This window comes from Amycolatopsis sp. NPDC049159, assembly GCF_040648295.1.
GTDB classification, from domain to species: Bacteria; Actinomycetota; Actinomycetes; order Mycobacteriales; family Pseudonocardiaceae; genus Amycolatopsis; species Amycolatopsis pretoriensis_A.
Map to the genome: position 1 here is coordinate 396,759 of NZ_JBEZDL010000005.1, position 18,232 is coordinate 414,990.

Consider the following 18,232-nt stretch of genomic DNA (forward strand, 5'->3'; position numbering starts at 1 on the left):
GGCCGCGCGGCCACGGGGCGACCGGGGGCGCGCGGACCCGATCCCATAGACTTTTCCCGCCTTTGACCTCTCGTGCGCCGCGTGTCCGGCGGCGCCCGAACGAACCAGTCCCAGCGGACGCCGAGGAGTTATGTCCGGAGCCAAGGAGAAGGAAGCCCAGGGCGCGGTTTTGGCCCCCGAAACGCTGCAGGAGGCGGTCAAGGCCGCCGAAGCGGCGTTCGCCGCCGCGACCGGGCTCGAGGCGCTGGCCGAGGTCAAGCCCGCGCACCTCGGTGACCAGGCCCCGGTGGGCCTGGCCCGCCGCGAGATCGGCGCCCTGCCCAAGCAGGAGAAGGCCGAGGCGGGCAAGCGCGTCAACGAGGCCCGGCAGGCCGTCCAGGCGGCCTTCGACGCCCGCCGCGCCGAGCTCCAGGTGGAGCGCGACGAGCGTGTCCTGCGCGAAGAAGCCGTCGACGTCACGCTGCCGTGGGACCGCGTCCCGCGCGGCGCCCGCCACCCGATCAGCACGATCTCCGAGCGCGTCGCCGACGCGTTCGTCGCGATGGGCTACGAGGTCGCCGAGGGCCCGGAGCTCGAAGCCGAGTGGTTCAACTTCGACGCGCTGAACTTCGGCAAGGACCACCCGGCCCGCCAGCTGCAGGACACGTTCTACGTCGGCGAGGAGGACTCCGGCCTGGTGCTGCGCACGCACACCTCGCCGGTGCAGGCCCGCACGCTGCTGCACCGCGACCTGCCGGTGTACGTCGTCTGCCCGGGCCGCACGTACCGGACCGACGAACTCGACTCGACGCACACCCCGGTGTTCACCCAGGTCGAAGGCCTCGCGGTGGACAAGGGCATCACCATGGCGCACCTCAAGGGCACCCTGGACGCCTTCGCCCGCGCGATGTTCGGCGAGAGCTCCAAGACCCGCCTGCGCCCGCACTTCTTCCCGTTCACCGAGCCGTCCGCCGAGGTGGACGTCTGGTTCGAGGAGAAGAAGGGCGGCCCCGGCTGGGTCGAGTGGGGCGGCTGCGGCATGGTCAACCCGAACGTGCTGCGCGCCTGCGGCGTCGACCCGGACGTGTACTCCGGCTTCGCCTTCGGCATGGGCATCGAGCGCACCCTGCAGTTCCGCAACGGGATCCCGGACATGCGCGACATGGTGGAGGGCGACGTCCGCTTCACCCTTCCCTTCGGAACGGAGGCGTAGTGCGAGTTCCAGTCAGCTGGCTGACCGAACGCCTCGATCTCACCGAGGAGATCACGCCGCAGGACCTCGCCGACGCCTTCGTGCGGATCGGCGTCGAGGTCGACGACCTGAGCGAGCTCGGCCCGGTGACCGGGCCGCTGGTCGTCGGCCGGGTGGCCGAGATCGAAGAGCTCACCGAGTTCAAGAAGCCGGTCCGGTTCTGCCGCGTCGACGTCGGTGAGCCCGCCGACGAGGACGAGGCGCTCGAAGACGAGGAAGACGAAGACGAGGAAGACGAAGACGGCGAGTTCGACGAGGGCCCGCACGGCATCAAGACCCGCGGCATCGTCTGCGGCGCCCGCAACTTCACCGAGGGCGACCTGGTCGTCGTCGCGCTACCGGGCAGCGTCCTGCCCGGCGACTTCGCCATCGCGTCCCGCAAGACGTACGGCCGCGTCAGCGACGGCATGATCTGCTCGGCCCGCGAGCTCGGCCTCGGCGACGACCACACCGGCATCCTCGTGCTGCCCTCGGGCACGGCGAGCCCGGGCGACGAGGCCCAGGAACTCCTCGGCCTGAACGACACGGTCATCGAGCTGGCCCCGACCCCGGACCGCGGCTACGCGCTCTCGATCCGCGGCCTCGCACGCGAGCTGTCGAACGCGCTGGACGTCCCCTTCGGCGACCCGGCGCTGCTGGAGGTCCCGGCGGCCGAGGGCGACGCCTGGCCGGTCCGCGTCGAAGACCCGGAAGGCTGCCCGCGGTTCGTGCTGCGCCGGGTCACCGGCCTGGACGCGACCGCGCCGACGCCGTGGTGGATGCGCCGACGGCTGATGCTGGCCGGCATCCGGTCGATTTCGCTGGCCGTCGACGTCACCAACTACGTGATGCTCGAGCTCGGCCACCCGCTGCACGCGTTCGCCACCAAGGCCATCCAGGGCGACCTGGTGGTCCGGCGCGCGAAGCCGGGCGAGAAGCTGACCACTTTGGACGACGTCGAGCGCGCGCTCGACCCGGACGACATCGTCATCGCCGACGACAGCGGCGTCATTTCGCTGGCGGGCACGATGGGTGGTGCGAGCACGGAGATCACGACGGAGAGCACCGACGTGCTCCTCGAAGCGGCGCACTGGAACCCGGCCGCGATCAGCCGCACCGCGCGGCGGCACAAGCTGTTCTCCGAGGCCGCCAAGCGCTTCGAGCGGTTCACCGACCCGCAGCTGTGCCCGGCCGCCGTCGAGCTGGCCGCCCGCCTGCTGCGCCAATACGGCGACGCGTCGATCCGCCCCGGTCGCACCGACGAGGGCTCGGTCGAGCCGAACCCGCCGGTCGTCATGCCGATCAACCTGCCGGACAAGGTCGCGGGCGTGAACTACCAGCGCGGCGTCACGGTCCGCCGCCTCACCCAGATCGGCTGCAAGGTCGCGGTGAGCACGGGCGACGACGGCACCGGCCTGGTCACGGCGGTCCCCCCGAGCTGGCGCGGCGACCTGCGCCAGCCCGCGGACCTCGTCGAAGAGGTCCTGCGGCTGGAGGGCTACGACAGCATCCCGTCGACGCTGCCTGCCGCCCCGGCGGGCCGCGGCCTGACCGACGCCCAGCGGCGCGTCCGGAGCGTTTCCCGTGCGCTCGCCGAGGCGGGCTACATCGAGGTGCGCCCGTTCCCGTTCGTCGGCGACTCGGTGTGGGACGCCTTCGGCCTGCCGGAAGACGACGTCCGCCGCAACGCGGTCGTCGTCCGCAACCCGCTGGAGGCCGACCGCAACCGGCTGGCCACCACGCTGCTGCCGGGCCTGCTGGACACGCTGCAGCGCAACGTGTCCCGCGGGATGAAGGACGTCTCGCTGTACCACATCGGCCAGGTCGTGCTGCCCGCGCCGAACCCGCTGAAGGTCCCGGACCTCGGCGTCGACCAGCGCCCGAGCGACGAGGAGCTGGCCCTCCTCGAAGCCGCGGTCCCGCAGCAGCCCCTGCACGTCGCGGTGGTCCTCACCGGCCACCGCCACCGCGCGGGCTGGTGGGGTGCCGGCGAGCCGGCGAGCTGGGCCGACGCGGTCCAGGCCGCCCGCACGATCGCGGAGGCCGCCGGCGTCGAGCTGACGGTCCAGGCAACGGACCTCCCGCCGTGGCACCCGGGCCGCTGCGCCCAGCTGCGCGTCGGCGACTGGCCGATCGGCCACGCCGGCGAGCTGCACCCGAAGGTGGTCGAGGCCCTCGGCCTGCCGCCGCGGACGGTCGCGATGGAGCTGGACCTCGACGCGATCCCGCTCCCGGACGACCGCCCCGCCCCGAGCGTGTCGGGTTACCCGCCGGTGCTCCTCGACGTCGCCCTGGTGGCGAAGTCGGACGTCCCGTCGGCGGACCTCGCGGCGGTGCTGCGCGAGGGAGCGGGCGAGCTCCTCGAGGACATCACGCTGTTCGACGTGTACGCGGGCGAGCAGGTCGGCGAGGGCAAGCGCTCCCTGGCGTACAAGCTCCGCTTCCGGGCAGCCGACCGCACCCTGACGGTCGACGAGGCCACGAAGGCCCGCGACGCCGCGGTGGCCGCGGCCGGCGAGCGCTTCGAGGCGGCTCTGCGCGCCTGACGGAAGGCACGACGCTGAAGGAGAGGGGCCGGGCAACCGGCCCTTCTTCGCGTTCCGGCCCAGTCGTGCGCGGGGCGTGGCTTGCGTGCTCGTGTTCCGGTGCGGCCGCGCGTGTGTCGGCTGCTTGGGTGCCCACATCCAGGCGTGTGGTCGCCGGGCCGCGTCCTGCGGCGATCGCCTCGGGCTGCCAGCCGTGCCAACGCGTTCTGGCTCGCGAGGAGCGGTCGCGTGTGGGCGCGGCTTGCGTGCTCACGTTCCGCCGCGGTCGCGCGCGTGTCGGCAGCCCGTTGCTTCGCGTTCTGGTCGCGCGAGATCCGCCCTTCCCGGTCAGCCGATGTGCTTGAGTGCCTCCCTCCTCGACAGTCCGGACAGTCCCGGGTGATCGTCCACGAAGGACCGCACCCAGTCCGGCGCCGTCTTCGCATACTCCCGCAGCGCCCAGCCGATTCCCTTGCGCAGGAAGAACTCCGGCTCGGCGATCGCCGGCTCGATCGCCCGGGTCAGCAGGTCCGTGTCCGTCTCCTCCTTCGCACCGACCTGGCAGATGATCGCCGTCCGGCGGCGCCAGAGGTCGGGGTCGGTCGCCCACCTCAGCAGCACCGGCGTCAGCCGGGGGCGGTCGGCACGCAGGATCGGGCCGATCCGGCGGATCGCGAGCTCGTCCACGTGGTCCCACCAGGCCCCGCTGACGATCATTTCCTCGTACATCGGCACCAGTTCCGCGTCCTGCCAGCCGCGGTACGCCCGATAGCCGGAAAGATCGATGGCCGCGTAGCGCTCTTCGCGGAATTCGGCGGTCCGCCACAACTCCAGGACGGTCGCTGAATATGTCACTCGATCGGGCAGTATGTGGTCGGCGAGCACCCGCTTGATCAGCACGCTGCGCTGCGGTTTCGCGACCCCGCGGAACGGCATCGCCGACTTCATGTACGCCTGCATCGCGGGCGCTTTCGCCGGGTCGGCCAGCTCCGCCAGCCCGGTGCGGATCGCCTTGACCAGCCGATCGTCCACGTTCATCCGTCCTCCCTGCGCCTTCCGGCGACCCGCAGCGTACTTCCGGCCACCGACAGTTCCGGGACTCGGCGGCGGGCGCAGGTCCCGACGAAAGGCGGATGGCGGAAGTCGCGTCGGTCGACGAGATTGTCCAAGGTTGCCGGTAGTTTCGTCGAAATACGGCGAACTCTGTCGAATGCGGACGAAAAGGACGACTGTGAAAAGAATCGTTGCCGCCGTCGCCGCCGCGGGGCTCGCGGCCGGGCTGATGGCCGCCGCGCCCGCCGCCTCGGCGGATCCCGGGGTGCAGTTCACCCCCGCGCCGATCGCCTGGGGGCCCTGCGCGTCGGCGAGCCTCAAGGCCAACGGCGCCGAGTGCGGCTTCCTCGAGGTGCCGATGGACTACGCGAAGCCGGGCGGGACGAAGGTCTCCGTCGCGGTGTCGCGGATCAAGCACAAGACCGCGCAGTCCCAGGGCGTCATGCTGGTGAACCCGGGCGGCCCGGGCGGCTCCGGTCTCGGCCTCTCGGTGCTCGGCAAGTACGTGCCGAACCACGCGGGTGACAACTACGACTGGATCGGCTTCGACCCGCGGGGCGTCGGGTCCAGCAAGCCGTCGATCAGCTGCGACGGGAACTACTTCAGCTACAACCGGCCGGCGTACGTGCCGTCCACGCCGCAGCTGGAGAAGACGTGGCTCGCCCGCTCGAAGGGGTACGCCGACGCGTGCCGCGCGAACGGCGAGATCCTCGACCACATCAAGACGACCGACGTCGCGCAGGACATGGACAGCCTGCGCAAGGCGCTGGGCGAGAAGCAGATCAACTACTACGGCTTCTCCTACGGCACCTACCTCGGCCAGGTGTACAGCACGCTGTACCCGAAGAACGTCCGCCGGATGGTGCTCGACGGCAACGTCGACCCGCGCAAGGTCTGGTACGAGGCCAACCTCGACCAGGACGTCGCGTTCGGCAAGAACATCAAGATCTACTTCGACTGGCTGGCGTCCTACGACAACGTCTACCACCTCGGCAAGACCGGTGGCGCCGTCGAGAAGCTCTGGTACGACACGCAGCGCAAGCTCACCAAGAACCCCGCGGGCGGGGTCATCGGCGGCGACGAGTGGACCGACGTCTTCCTGCAGGCCGGCTACTACGTCTTCGGCTGGGTCGACATGGCCAAGGCTTTCGACGGCTACGTGCACAAGGGTGACTGGCAGACGCTCAAGGCGCTCTACGACAACTCGAACCCGCCGGGCGACGACAACGGCTTCGCCGTCTACCTCGGCGTGCAGTGCACCGACGTGCAGTGGCCGACCAACTGGAACAAGTGGCGCGCCGACAACTGGATCACCTACTTCAAGGCCCCGTTCGAGACCTGGGGCAACGCGTGGTTCAACGCGCCTTGCGTGTTCTGGCCGGCGAAGGCGGGCAAGCCGGTGAACATCGACGGCAGCAAGGTGTCCGGTGCGCTGCTGATCAGCGAAGAGCTCGACGCCGCCACGCCGTACGCCGGCAGCCTCGAGGTCCGCAAGCGGTTCCCGAAGTCGAGCCTGATCAGCGCGCCGGGCGGCACCACGCACGCCGGTTCGCTGTCCGGGGTGTCCTGTGTGGACGACAAGATCGCCGACTACCTGGCCACCGGCGCCCTGCCGAAGCGCCAGCCCGGCAACCACTCGGACGTCCAGTGCAGCCCGGTCCCGCCGCCGGTGCCCGACGGCGCCGCCGCGCAGAAGTCGGACAGCTCCGCGAAGGCCGCCCAGGAGAAGCAGAGCACGCTGGCCCAGCTGCTGCACTTCTGAGCGCAAGTCCCACCCGGTGCCCCGGTCCGGCTCGTCCGGACCGGGGCACCGTCTTGTCCGCCGGTGTCTCATCGTCGCCTCCTCGTGACGCGGTGTGGTCGCCTGCGACGCTAGAGGAGGGGTCCGACAATTTCGGAGCGAAGTCGGCCGTGAGCAGCGCGTGGCCGAAAATTGTCGGGGGTGCGCGCTAGCTTCGGGGCATGTCGATCATCGAAGAGCGCCGGACCGAGATCCGGGCACAGGAAACCACCTACCAGATCGTGGTCGCGACCAGGACGGACCTCGACCGCGCCGAACCGACCCCCAAGGTCATGATCACGCTCGAAGCCGGCGGCCCCGGCGGCGAACCGGTCGCCGAGGGCAGCCTCGACCTGGACGTCGCGGTGGCGGCCACGGTCGCCGACCTGGTCGCCGAGGAGTTGCTCTCCGCGACCGGCGCGGCCCGGCCTCCGCGGCGAAGATCCGCCGGCCGCCCCGCCCAGCAAGGCCGCCCGTGGAACGAGGAGATGGACGCGGAACTGGAAAGCCGCTGGATCGCGGGCGAGAGCGTCGCCGAAATCGCGACGTCGTTCGAGCGCACCCCCGGCGGCATCCGCGCCCGGCTGCCCCGCGTCGGCTGCGACCCGGAGAACCCGGGCTGCTACCTCCCCGTGCCGCCGAGCAGGCGCACGGACCTGGACGGAGGTGAGCCGAGCTGACCAGCGGCGGCGGGCCGGTCCGTGGTGGGCCGGCCCACCGCCCCGAGCGGGGGAGGAAATCCCGTGCACAGACCATCGAAGAACAGGCGGACCGCGCCGGCGGTCATCGCCTGCCGCGCCCGGCCGTCGTCCCCTCGCGGCCGCGCGACATCCTGCCCTTCAACGCGGCAGAGGCTCACCGGCCGCCGCGTGGGCGCGGGCGCCCAGCACCTTCAGGTGCCCGACCAGTTCCGCCGGTTCCTCGACCGTGAACTCACATCCCAGGCCCAGCAGCCGGAACGCGAGCCAGTCCAGCGTGTCCGCGTGGGTCCGCCACCGGCACCGGCCGTCGCCGAGGTCGGTCAGCTCGCCGGCCGCCACGCCGAGCCGGGCCGCGATCTGCGCCGCCGGTTCGGCCAACACAGCCACCGCGCGGTACGTCGGCGCGAGGTCGTAGAGCCGGTCGAGGACGTAGGCCGCGAGGTCCGCCGCCGGTGGCTTGCGCGGGGTGGTGCGGCCGCCGGTCGCCTGGGCGTCGCGGACGCGGTCGGCGCGGAAGACGCGCCAGTCCGCCCGGTCGAGGTCGTAGGCGACCAGGTACCAGCGGCGCCCCGCCGCGACCAGCCGGAGCGGCTCGGCCCGGCGCCGGGTCTCGGCTCCGTCGTTCGCCCGGTAGCGGAAGCGGACCGTCTCGTGGTTGGTGATCGCACCGGCGAACACGGTCAGCTGCGCGGGGTCGACGACGGGCCCGGTGGCCGGCACGGCGACCGTCGCCGTGCCGATCGTGCCCACCCGGCGGCGCAACCGGGCGGGCAGCACCTGCTCCAGCTTGGCCAGCGCCCGCACCGACGCCTCCTCGATCCCGGAAACGGACTGCCCCGCGGCGGTCCGCAGTCCCACGGCGATCGCGACGGCTTCGTCGTCGTCGAGCACCAGTGGCGGCATCGCGGTGCCGGCGACCAGCCGGTACCCGCCCGCGACGCCACGGCTGGCCTCGACCGGGTAGCCGAGCTCGCGCAGCCGGTCGATGTCGCGGCGGATCGTGCGCGGGCTGACCCCGAGCCGGCCGGCGAGTTCGCTGCCCGGCCATTCCCGTGGCGTCTGGAGCAGCGAGAGCAGGCCGAGCAGCCGGGCCGGGGTGTCCGTCATGCGCTCAGCATCCCAAGGTGGCGGGCACCACTTCCCGGTAAACCTGTTTGTTTAGCCTTGCAGGGGCGTGCATAATCATGCGTATGACGGTGAACATCGCGGTGGCCGGAGCCAGCGGGTACGCGGGCGGCGAGCTGCTGCGCCTGCTCCTGACCCATCCCGAGGTGCGGATCGGCGCGCTCACAGCCGCCAGCAGCGCGGGCACCAGACTGGGCGTCCACCAGCCGCACCTCGTCCCGCTCGCCGACCGCGTCCTCGCCGAGACGACGCCGGAAATCCTCGCCGGCCACGACGTCGTCTTCCTGGCGCTGCCCCACGGGCACTCCGCCGAGATCGCGGCGCAGCTCGGCCCGGACGTCCTGGTCGTCGACCTCGGCGCCGACCACCGGCTGGCCGACCCGGCCGACTGGCAGCGCTGGTACGGCGGCGAGCACGCCGGCCAGTGGCCGTACGGCCTGCCGGAACTGCCCGGCGCCCGCGAGCGGCTCACCGGCACCAAGCGCGTCGCCGTGCCCGGCTGCTTCCCGACCGGCGGCTCGCTGGCCCTCGCGCCCGCCTTCACCGACGGGCTGATCGAGCCGGACGTCACGGTCGTCGCGGTCACCGGCACCTCCGGCGCGGGCAAGAGCCTGAAGCCGAACCTGCTCGGCTCCGAGGTGATGGGCTCGGCGAGCGCGTACGGCGTCGGCGGCGCCCACCGCCACACCCCGGAGTTCGCGCAGAACCTCTCGGCCGTCGCGGGGGAGCGGGTCACCGTGTCCTTCACCCCGGTCCTCGCGCCGATGCCCCGCGGCATCCTCACCACAGCGAGCGCGCCGCTGAAGGGTGACGTCGGCGAAGCCGCGGTCCGCGAGGCCTACGAGAAGGCCTACGACGCCGAACCGTTCGTCCAGCTGCTGCCCGCCGGCGCCTGGCCGACCACCGCGTCGACGCTCGGCTCGAACAACGTCCAGCTGCAGGTCGCGGTCGACACCGGCGCCCGGCGGCTGGTCGTCGTCGCCGCGATCGACAACCTGACCAAGGGCACCGCGGGCGGTGCCGTCCAGTCGATGAACCTGGCCCTCGGCCTCCCGGAAACCACCGGGCTTCCCACCGTAGGAGTGGCACCGTGACCGTCACCGGCCCCCAGGGCTTCCGCGCCGCCGGCGTCGCCGCCGGGATCAAGGCTTCCGGCGCGCTCGACCTCACGCTGGTCGTCAACGACGGCCCGCTGGACGTCGCGGCCGGCGTGTTCACCCGCAACGTCATCAAGGCCGCACCGGTGCTGTGGTCGCAGGAAGTGCTCAAGCAGCAGCGGCTCAAGGCCGTCGTGCTCAACTCGGGCGGCGCCAACGCGGCCACCGGGCCCGGCGGCTTCCAGGACACCCACGCCACCGCCGAAAAGGTCGCCGAAGTCCTGCAGGCCGGCGCGATCGAGGTGGCCGTCTGCTCGACCGGTCTGATCGGCGAACGGCTGCCGATGCCCGCCGTCCTGTCCGGCGTGGAATCCGCGTTCAAGGCACTCGACGCGAGCGCCGAAGCGAGCCTGAACGCCGCCACCGGCGTGATGACCACCGACTCGAAACCGAAGCAGGCCTTCGCGAAGCACGACGGCGGCTGGAGCGTCGGCGGCTTCGCCAAGGGCGCCGGCATGCTCGCGCCGAACCTCGCCACCATGCTCTCGGTCCTGACCACCGATGCCGTGGTGGACAAGGAAACCCTCGACCGGGCCCTGCGCGCGGCGACCCGGGTGACCTTCGACCGGCTCGACGTCGACGGCGGCACGTCCACCAACGACACCGTGCTGGTGCTGGCGTCCGGCGCGAGCGGGGTCGAGCCCACCGAGCTGGAGCTCACCGAACTGCTCACCAAGGTCGGCCTCGACCTCGTGCTGCAGCTGCGCGCGGACTCCGAGGGCGCGACGAAGGACGTCAACATCACCGTCCAGGGCGCGGACTCCGAGACCGACGCGATCGCGGTCGCCCGCACGATCGCCGAGGACAACCTGGTCAAGACCGCGCTCTTCGGCTCCGACCCGAACTGGGGCCGGATCGCCATGGCGCTGGGCCGCGTCCCGGCCCGGATCGACCCGGAGACGGTGTCGATCACGATCAACGGCGTCACCCTGTTCGCGCAGGGCATGCCGGCCGCCGACCGGACGGCGGCGGACCTCACCGCGCGGGAGATCGAAATCGTCGTCGACCTCGGCGTCGGCACCGAAGCGGCCACCATCTACACCACGGATCTTTCGCACGGTTACGTCGAAGAGAACAGCGCGTACTCCTCATGAACCAGGAGGCTCTGATTTCCGCGGACGAGAGGTTGGCGACGGCGGCCGAGAAGGCCGGGGTCCTCATCGAAGCACTGCCCTGGCTGCAACGCTTCCACGGCGCCACCGTGGTGGTGAAGTACGGCGGCAACGCCATGATCGACGACCAGCTGAAGGCGGCCTTCGCCGAGGACATGGTGTTCCTGCGCCTGGCCGGCCTGCGCCCGGTCGTCGTCCACGGCGGCGGGCCGCAGATCACCGCGATGCTCACCCGCCTCGGCGTCGAAGGCGAGTTCAAGGGCGGCCTCCGGGTCACCACGCCGGAAACGATGGACATCGTCCGGATGGTGCTCACCGGCCAGGTCAGCCGCGAGCTCGTCGGGCTGATCAACGCGCACGGGCCGTACGCGGTCGGCATCTCCGGCGAAGACGCGCGGCTGTTCACCGCCGAGCGCAAACAGGCCACTGTGGACGGTGAGCAGGTCGACATCGGGCTCGTCGGCGAGGTCGCCGAGGTCAACCCGGACGCGGTGCTCGACATCGTCAACGCCGGGCGCATCCCGGTGGTCTCCACGGTGGCCCCGGACGTCGACGGCGTCGTGCACAACGTCAACGCCGACACCGCGGCGGGCGCGCTCGCGGCGGCGCTGGGTGCCGAAAAGCTGGTGGTGCTCACCGACGTCGAAGGCCTGTACGCGAACTGGCCCGACCGGTCGTCGCTGATCGACCGCATCCGCGTCGACCACCTCGAACCGATGCTGCCCGGCCTGGCCAGCGGCATGATCCCGAAGATGGAGGCGTGCGTGCGCGCCATCCGCGGCGGCGTGCGCCGGGCGCACGTGATCGACGGCAGGCTCGCCCACTCGGTGCTGCTCGAGGTCTTCACCTCGCGGGGCATCGGCACCATGGTCTTCCCCGAAACGGAGCTCCCGTGACCGACATCGAGTCCAACGCCGACGGCCGGCAGCACTGGCAGTCCGCCCTGATGGACAACTACGGCACCCCGGCGCTGACGCTCGTCCGCGGCGAAGGCGCGAAGGTGTGGGACGCCGACGGCAAGGAGTACGTCGACCTGCTCGGCGGCATCGCCGTCAACGCGCTCGGTCACGCCCACCCGGCGGTCGTCGAAGCCGTCACCGCCCAGATCAAGCAGCTCGGCCACACCTCGAACCTGTACGTCAACCCGGTCGCCGTCGAACTCGCCGAAGCGCTGCTCGACGTCGCCGGCCTCGCGGGCAACGGCCGGGTGCTGTTCGTGAACTCCGGCGCCGAGGCCAACGAAGCCGCGTTGAAGATCAGCCGGCTGACCGGGCGCACCAAGGTGATCGCCGCCGAAGGCGCGTTCCACGGCCGGACCATGGGCGCGCTGACGCTCACCGGCCAGCCCGGCAAGCGCGACCCGTTCAAGCCGCTGGTGCCCGGGGTGGAGCACGTCCCGTACGGCGACGTCGCGGCGCTCAAGGCGGCGGTGGACACCGACACCGCGGCCGTCTTCCTGGAACCGGTGCTGGGCGAGGCCGGCGTCTTCCCGGCGCCGAACGGCTACCTGCAGGCCGCCCGCGAGATCACCAAGGCCACCGGCACGCTGCTGGTGCTCGACGAGGTGCAGACCGGCGTCGGCCGGCTCGGCACCTGGTTCGGCTACCAGCAGGCCGGCGTCGTCCCGGACGTGATCACGCTGGCCAAGGGCCTCGGCGGCGGGCTGCCGCTGGGCGCGGTCATCGGCGTCGGCGCGGCGGCCGACCTGCTCAAGCCGGGCCACCACGGCACCACCTTCGGCGGCAACCCCGTGTGCTGCGCGGCCGGCTTGGCCGTGCTGAAGACCATCGCGTCCGACGGCCTCCTCGACCACGTTTCGGCGCTGGGCAAGGACATCGCGGCGGGCGTCGAGGCGCTGGGCCACCCGCTGGTCGCCGGGGTGCGCGGAGCCGGCCTGCTGCTCGGCATCGCGCTGAAGCAGCCCGTCTCGGCGGGGGTCGCGAAGGCCCTCCAGGACGCCGGTTACCTCGTCAACCCGATCGCCCCGGAGACCGTCCGGCTCGCGCCGCCGCTCGTGCTCGACGGCGAGCAGGTCGAAGGGTTCCTCGCCGCACTCCCGAACGCGCTCGACTCCACCACGAAGGACTCCGACTGATGCTCCGCCACTTCCTCCGCGACGACGACGTCAGTCCGGCCGAACAGAAGGCCATCCTGGACATCGCCGACGCGCTGAAGGCCGACCCGCTCGGCACCAAGACGCTCGCCGGCAAGTCGATCACGGCGATCTTCGAGAAGAACTCGACGCGCACCCGGTTCTCGTTCGAGGTCGGCATCAGCCAGCTGGGCGGGCACCCGGTGATCGTCGACGGCCGGTCGATGCAGCTCGGCCGGGAGGAGACCATCGAAGACACTTCGCGGGTGCTGTCCCGCTACGTCGACGGGATCGTGTGGCGGACCTTCGCGCAGAAGCGCATCGAGGCGATGGCCTCGGCGGCGTCGATCCCGGTGGTCAACGCGCTCACCGACGAGTTCCACCCGTGCCAGGCGCTCACCGACCTGATGACCATCCGGGAGCGCAAGGGCGAGCTCGCCGGGCTGACCCTCGTCTACCTCGGCGACGGCGCCAACAACATGGCGCACTCGCTGCTGCTCGCCGGGGTCACCGCCGGCATGCACGTCCGCGTGGTCTCCCCGCTCGGGTTCCAGCCCGACCAGCAGGTCATGCTCGACGCCAAGAAGCGCGGGGAGGAGACCGGCGGGACGGCCACCGTCTTCACCGACCCGTACGAGGCGGTCGCCGGCGCGGACGTGCTCGTCACCGACACGTGGACGTCGATGGGGCAGGAGAACGACGGTCTCGACCGGGTGGGCCCGTTCCGCGCGCTGCAGGTCAACGCCGAGTTGCTGAAAAAGGCGGCGGACGACGCGATCGTGCTGCACTGCCTGCCGGCCCACCGCGGCTGGGAGATCACCGACGAGGTGCTCGACGGCCCGGCCAGCGCGGTGTGGGACGAAGCCGAGAACCGTCTGCACGCGCAGAAGGCCCTGCTGGTCTGGCTCTTCGAAGAGAGCCGACGATGACCAGCAGCCGGGTGGGGCGGCAGGCGCGGATCACCGAACTGGTGTCGACCATGACCATCCGCAGCCAGACCGAGCTGGCCAAGCTGCTGGCCGCCGAAGGCATCGAGGTCACGCAGGCGACGCTGTCGCGCGATCTCGACGAGCTCGGCGCGGTCAAGCTGCGCGGTCCGGACTCGGGGGCGCCGGTCTACGTGATCCCCGAGGACGGCAGCCCCGTCCGCGGGGTCCAGGGCGGGACGTCGCGGCTCTCCCGGCTGCTGGCCGAGCTGATGGTCTCGGCGGACTCGTCCGGCAACCTGATGGTGCTGCGGACGCCGCCGGGCGCGGCGCAGTTCCTCGCCAGCGCGATCGACCGGGCGGCCCTGGAGGAGGTCGTCGGCTCGATCGCGGGGGACGACACCGTCGCCGTGATCGCCCGGGAACCGTTGACGGGCAAGGAACTGGCGGAGCGCTTCGCGGCTCTCGCCCAGCGCTCGGCGCACGAGCAAGGAGACGACGGACCACCATGATCCCGATCGGCGACATCTTCCCGGCCGAGGGCGAGTTCCTCGCGCCGGACGAGGTCGTGATCACCTTCGACCGCGGAGTCCCGGTGGCGGTCGACGGCGAGACCGTCTCGGTCGCCGAAGCGCGCCGGATGCTGAGCGCGCGCGGCGAAGCACAGCGGATCGGCCGCGGCGAGGCGTGCGCCGCGCTCGACCGGCGGGCCGGCCGCGGATGCGCGAGGCTGGCCGACGCCGTGTCGGGCGAAGTCCGCCTGGTCCTGCACGACGGCCGGATCACGGTCGCCTGAACACCCGAACGAACGACGAGGAGAAGCGAGAACAGTGAGCGGGAACGAGCAGCCGGTGCAGCTCTGGGGCGGCCGGTTCGCCAGCGGTCCGGCGGAGGCCATGGCCGCGCTGAGCGCGTCGACGCACTTCGACTGGCGCCTGGCGCCCTACGACATCGCCGGTTCCCGCGCGCACGCCCGCGTGCTGCGCAAGGCGGGCCTGCTCACAGACGACGAGCTGACGGGCATGCTGACCGCGCTGGACGCGCTCGCCCAGGACGTCGCGTCGGGGGAGTTCACGCCGACGATCGCGGACGAGGACGTGCACACCGCGCTCGAACGCGGCCTGCTCGAGCGGGCGGGCACCGAGCTCGGCGGCAAGCTGCGGGCCGGTCGGTCGCGCAACGACCAGGTGGCCACGCTGTTCCGGATGTGGCTGCGCGACGCCGCCCGCCGGGTCGTCGCCGGCACCCTGGAGGTCGTCGACGCGCTGGTCTCGCAGGCCAAGCGCCACCCGGACGCGATCCTGCCCGGCCGCACGCACCTGCAGCACGCCCAGCCGGTGCTGCTCGCGCACCACCTGATGGCCCACGGCCAGGCGCTGCTCCGCGACGTCTCGCGCCTGCAGGACTGGGACGCCCGCACGGCCGAGTCGCCGTACGGCTCGGGCGCGCTGGCCGGCTCGTCGCTGGGGCTCGACCCCGAGGCCGTCGCCGAGGAGCTGGGCTTCGCGACCAGTGTCGAGAACTCGATCGACGGCACCGCTTCGCGCGACTTCGTCGCCGAATTCGCCTTCGCCGTCGCCATGCTCTCGGTGAACCTGTCCCGGATCGCCGAAGAGGTGATCATCTGGAACACGGCCGAGTTCGGCTACGTGACACTGGACGACGCCTGGGCCACCGGCAGCTCGATCATGCCGCAGAAGAAGAACCCGGACGTCGCCGAGCTGACCCGCGGCAAGGCGGGCCGGCTGATCGGCAACCTCACCGGCCTGCTGGCCACGCTGAAGGCGCAGCCGCTGGCCTACAACCGCGACCTGCAGGAGGACAAGGAGCCGGTGTTCGATTCGGTCGAGCAGCTCGAGCTCCTGTTCCCGGCGATCGCGGGCATGCTCGCCACGCTGACCTTCCACACCGACCGGCTCGCCGAGCTCGCCCCGGCCGGGTTTACGCTGGCCACCGACATCGCCGAGTGGCTGGTGCGCCAGGGCGTGCCGTTCCGCGTCGCGCACGAAGCGGCGGGCGAAAGCGTTCGCGTCGCCGAAACCCGCGGCGTCGGCTTGGACGAGCTGACCGACGAGGAGTTCGAGAAGATCAACCCGGCGCTCACCCCCGAGGTGCGCGCGGTCCTCACCGTCGAAGGCTCGGTGAAGTCCCGCAACGCCCGGGGCGGGACGGCGCCGGAACGCGTGGCCGAGCAGCGCGACCGGCTGGAAGAGCGCGTCACCGCGGCCCGTCAGTGGCTCAACTAGCCCGCTGGCTACGCTCGGCCGGGTCACCAGGACGAGGGGAGCGGCGTTGAACGACCGGCTGTTCACGCGCGAGGAGCTGGCACTCGATCCCGTCGACCTGGCCCGGCTGCTGCTCGGCTCGGTCCTGGAGGCCGACGGTCCCGACGGCACCGTCGGCGTCCGGCTGGTCGAGGTGGAGGCCTACCGCGGCGAGGACGACCCGGCGTCGCACTGCTACCGCGGTCAGACCCCGCGCAACGCCGTGATGTGGGGGCCCGCGGGTCACCTGTACGTGTACTTCGTCTACGGGATGCACTTCTGCGCGAACATCGTCGGCTCCCACGACGGCGTGGCGGGCGCGGTGCTGCTGCGGGCGGGCGAGGTCGTCACCGGCCTCGACGTCGTCCGCAAGCGGCGCCCGGCCGCGCGGGGGACCGGCGAACTGGCCAAGGGGCCGGCCATCCTGACGTCGGTGCTCCGCGTCGACCGAGAGCAGAACGGCGTCGACCTGACCGATCCGGCGTCACCCGTCCGGATCTACGAGGGCGAACGCGTGCCGGACGACCTGGTCCGCACCGGCCCCCGCGTCGGCGTCGCGATGGCGATGGAGACGCCGTGGCGGTTCTGGGTCGACGGGTCACCGGCCGTGTCCACCTACCGGCGCGGCGGGAAGCGGCGGGTCCGACCCGCCAGTTAGTCGGTTGACCTGGTGCGGGAGGATCTACAGGCGTGAGCGAACACATCCTCGACGAGCTGTCCTGGCGCGGCCTGATCGCGCAGTCCACCGACATCGACGCCCTCCGGCGCGAGCTCGACCAGGGTCCCGTCACGCTCTATTGCGGGTTCGACCCGACCGCGCCCAGCCTGCACGCCGGCAACCTGGTCCCGCTGCTCATGCTCAAGCGCTTCCAGCGCGCGGGGCACCGGCCCATCGTGCTGGCCGGCGGCGCGACCGGGATGATCGGCGACCCGCGCGACACCGGTGAGCGCACGCTGAACACGCTCGACGTCGTCGCCGAGTGGGCCGGGCGCATCCGCGGCCAGCTCGAGCGGTTCGTCGACTTCGACGACTCGCCGACCGGCGCGATCGTCGAGAACAACCTGAACTGGACCGGGCAGCAGAGCGCCCTGGAGTTCCTGCGCGACGTCGGGAAGCACTTCTCGATCAACGTCATGCTCAACCGGGAGACGGTGAAGCGGCGGCTCGAGGGCGACGGCATGTCGTACACCGAGTTCAGCTACCTGCTCCTGCAGTCGCAGGACTACCTGCAGCTGCACCGCCAGTACGGCTGCAAGCTGCAGGTCGGCGGGTCCGACCAGTGGGGCAACCTCGTCGGCGGGGTCGACCTGATCCGCCGGACCGACGGGGCGAGCGCGCACGCGCTGACCGCGCCGCTGGTCACCGACGCCGAGGGCCGCAAGTTCGGCAAGTCGACCGGCGGCGGGAACCTCTGGCTCGACCCGGAGATGACCTCGCCCTACGCCTGGTACCAGTACTTCGTGAACGTGGGCGACGCCGACGTCATCCGCTACCTGCGGATGTTCTCCTTCCTCGAGCAGGAGGAGATCGCTTCGCTGGCCGAGGACACCGAACAGCGCCCCCACCTGCGCGCCGCGCAGAAGCGGCTGGCGGAGGAGTTCACCGTTCTCGTGCACGGCGAGGAGCAGACCCGGCAGGTCATCGCCGCGAGCCAGGCCCTGTTCGGCCGCGGCGAGCTCGGCGACCTGGACGAACGCACCCTCGACGCCGCGATGGCCGAGGTGCCGAACGGCAAGGTCGACCCGTCGGGCGAGCCGACGATCGTCGACCTGCTGCTCGCCGGGGGACTGGTGGACAGCAAGGGCGCCGCGCGCCGCACGCTCAAGGAGGGCGGCGCGTACGTCAACAACGTGAAGATCGCGGACGAGGAGTGGAAGCCGGCGCCGGGCGACGCCCTGCACGGCAAGTGGCTCGTGGTCCGCAAGGGCAAGCGCAACGTCGCCGGCGTCGCGCTCGGCGGCTGAACGCCCTTCGGAGGCCCGGAACAGGGGCCTGACCTGCGGGAACGCGGTTAAGGTACCCCCCTGTTCCGGGGCCTCTGACGGGGTGTAAAGTTCTCCAAGTCGCCAGGGAAACCGGGTGGCCACCGGGACACGAACCAAGCTCTCGCGGAAAGCGATTGAGTGGGTGTCCCACCAAAAACTGCTAGGAATACTCGCTTCGAGTAAGGCCGCTTGACGGCGGTGCGACTCGGGGTGTGTTGCTTGAGAACTCAACAGTGTGCTAGTGAACTAAGCCAGTAGAGCTTATGTATTGAACCTCGTATGAGGTTCCTTTGAGAGCATT

The 18,232-nt window shown here is 71.6% G+C and carries 16 protein-coding genes; 14 read left to right on the top strand and 2 right to left on the bottom strand.

Annotated elements, in window-relative coordinates; genetic code table 11:
• Positions 1-130 precede the first annotated feature (130 nt).
• Both pheS and pheT read left to right on the top strand, forming a co-directional pair.
• Positions 131-1,192, top strand: a complete 1,062-nt coding sequence (pheS, locus tag AB0B33_RS12830; RefSeq protein ID WP_086856942.1) for a phenylalanine--tRNA ligase subunit alpha — start codon at positions 131-133, stop codon at positions 1,190-1,192.
• Positions 1,192-3,756 (top strand): phenylalanine--tRNA ligase subunit beta, encoded by a 2,565-nt coding sequence (gene pheT / locus AB0B33_RS12835; RefSeq protein ID WP_360770324.1) that lies wholly within the window; start codon positions 1,192-1,194, stop codon positions 3,754-3,756. The genes pheS and pheT overlap by 1 nt, the downstream gene beginning before the upstream one ends.
• Before the next feature lie 327 nt (positions 3,757-4,083).
• Here pheT and AB0B33_RS12840 read toward each other — a convergent pair whose 3' ends face one another.
• Entirely contained in the window at positions 4,084-4,773 is a 690-nt protein-coding gene (locus AB0B33_RS12840; RefSeq protein ID WP_360770326.1) for a DNA alkylation repair protein, read from the bottom strand.
• Between the two features lie 193 nt (positions 4,774-4,966).
• Here AB0B33_RS12840 and AB0B33_RS12845 point away from each other — a divergent pair, with 193 nt between their 5' ends.
• The gene (locus AB0B33_RS12845) at positions 4,967-6,550 is read left to right on the top strand and encodes an alpha/beta hydrolase (protein WP_360770330.1); all 1,584 of its coding nucleotides are present in this window, start codon (positions 4,967-4,969) and stop codon (positions 6,548-6,550) included.
• A gap of 200 nt (positions 6,551-6,750) precedes the next feature.
• The gene (locus AB0B33_RS12850) at positions 6,751-7,248 is read left to right on the top strand and encodes a helix-turn-helix domain containing protein (RefSeq protein WP_360770333.1); all 498 of its coding nucleotides are present in this window, start codon (positions 6,751-6,753) and stop codon (positions 7,246-7,248) included.
• Positions 7,249-7,407: 159 nt separating this feature from the next.
• Here the strand turns inward: AB0B33_RS12850 and AB0B33_RS12855 are convergent, their stop codons facing one another.
• Positions 7,408-8,376, bottom strand: a complete 969-nt coding sequence (locus AB0B33_RS12855) for a YafY family protein (protein ID WP_360770336.1) — start codon at positions 8,374-8,376, stop codon at positions 7,408-7,410.
• Positions 8,377-8,459: 83 nt separating this feature from the next.
• Between AB0B33_RS12855 and argC the strand changes: the two genes are divergently transcribed.
• From argC to tyrS, 10 genes are read left to right on the top strand one after another with little or no spacing between them, the layout of a single operon-like run.
• On the top strand, positions 8,460-9,488 hold the full coding sequence (gene argC / locus AB0B33_RS12860) for an N-acetyl-gamma-glutamyl-phosphate reductase (RefSeq protein WP_360770339.1): 1,029 nt from the start codon (positions 8,460-8,462) through the stop codon (positions 9,486-9,488).
• Positions 9,485-10,645, top strand: coding sequence for a bifunctional glutamate N-acetyltransferase/amino-acid acetyltransferase ArgJ (gene argJ / locus AB0B33_RS12865; protein ID WP_247021518.1), 1,161 nt, complete (start codon positions 9,485-9,487; stop codon positions 10,643-10,645). Before argC ends, argJ begins: the two co-directional genes overlap by 4 nt.
• Positions 10,642-11,559 carry an acetylglutamate kinase gene (argB, locus tag AB0B33_RS12870; RefSeq protein ID WP_247021520.1) on the top strand — a complete coding sequence of 306 codons (918 nt, stop codon included), beginning with the start codon at positions 10,642-10,644 and terminating at the stop codon, positions 11,557-11,559. Before argJ ends, argB begins: the two co-directional genes overlap by 4 nt.
• Positions 11,556-12,758 carry an acetylornithine transaminase gene (locus AB0B33_RS12875; protein WP_360770343.1) on the top strand — a complete coding sequence of 401 codons (1,203 nt, stop codon included), beginning with the start codon at positions 11,556-11,558 and terminating at the stop codon, positions 12,756-12,758. The genes argB and AB0B33_RS12875 overlap by 4 nt, the downstream gene beginning before the upstream one ends.
• On the top strand, positions 12,758-13,684 hold the full coding sequence (argF, locus tag AB0B33_RS12880) for an ornithine carbamoyltransferase (RefSeq protein ID WP_360770346.1): 927 nt from the start codon (positions 12,758-12,760) through the stop codon (positions 13,682-13,684). The genes AB0B33_RS12875 and argF overlap by 1 nt, the downstream gene beginning before the upstream one ends.
• Positions 13,681-14,193, top strand: coding sequence for an arginine repressor (locus AB0B33_RS12885; protein WP_247021526.1), 513 nt, complete (start codon positions 13,681-13,683; stop codon positions 14,191-14,193). Before argF ends, AB0B33_RS12885 begins: the two co-directional genes overlap by 4 nt.
• Positions 14,190-14,477: an argininosuccinate synthase gene (locus tag AB0B33_RS12890; RefSeq protein WP_247021529.1), complete on the top strand. Its 288-nt coding sequence runs from the start codon at positions 14,190-14,192 to the stop codon at positions 14,475-14,477. Before AB0B33_RS12885 ends, AB0B33_RS12890 begins: the two co-directional genes overlap by 4 nt.
• Positions 14,478-14,511: 34 nt before the next feature.
• Entirely contained in the window at positions 14,512-15,927 is a 1,416-nt protein-coding gene (gene argH / locus AB0B33_RS12895; RefSeq protein WP_360770349.1) for an argininosuccinate lyase, read from the top strand.
• A gap of 46 nt (positions 15,928-15,973) precedes the next feature.
• Positions 15,974-16,603 (top strand): DNA-3-methyladenine glycosylase, encoded by a 630-nt coding sequence (locus AB0B33_RS12900; protein ID WP_360770352.1) that lies wholly within the window; start codon positions 15,974-15,976, stop codon positions 16,601-16,603.
• Between the two features lie 32 nt (positions 16,604-16,635).
• Positions 16,636-17,910, top strand: coding sequence for a tyrosine--tRNA ligase (gene tyrS, locus AB0B33_RS12905; protein ID WP_247021535.1), 1,275 nt, complete (start codon positions 16,636-16,638; stop codon positions 17,908-17,910).
• The last annotated feature ends 322 nt before the right edge of the window (positions 17,911-18,232 follow it).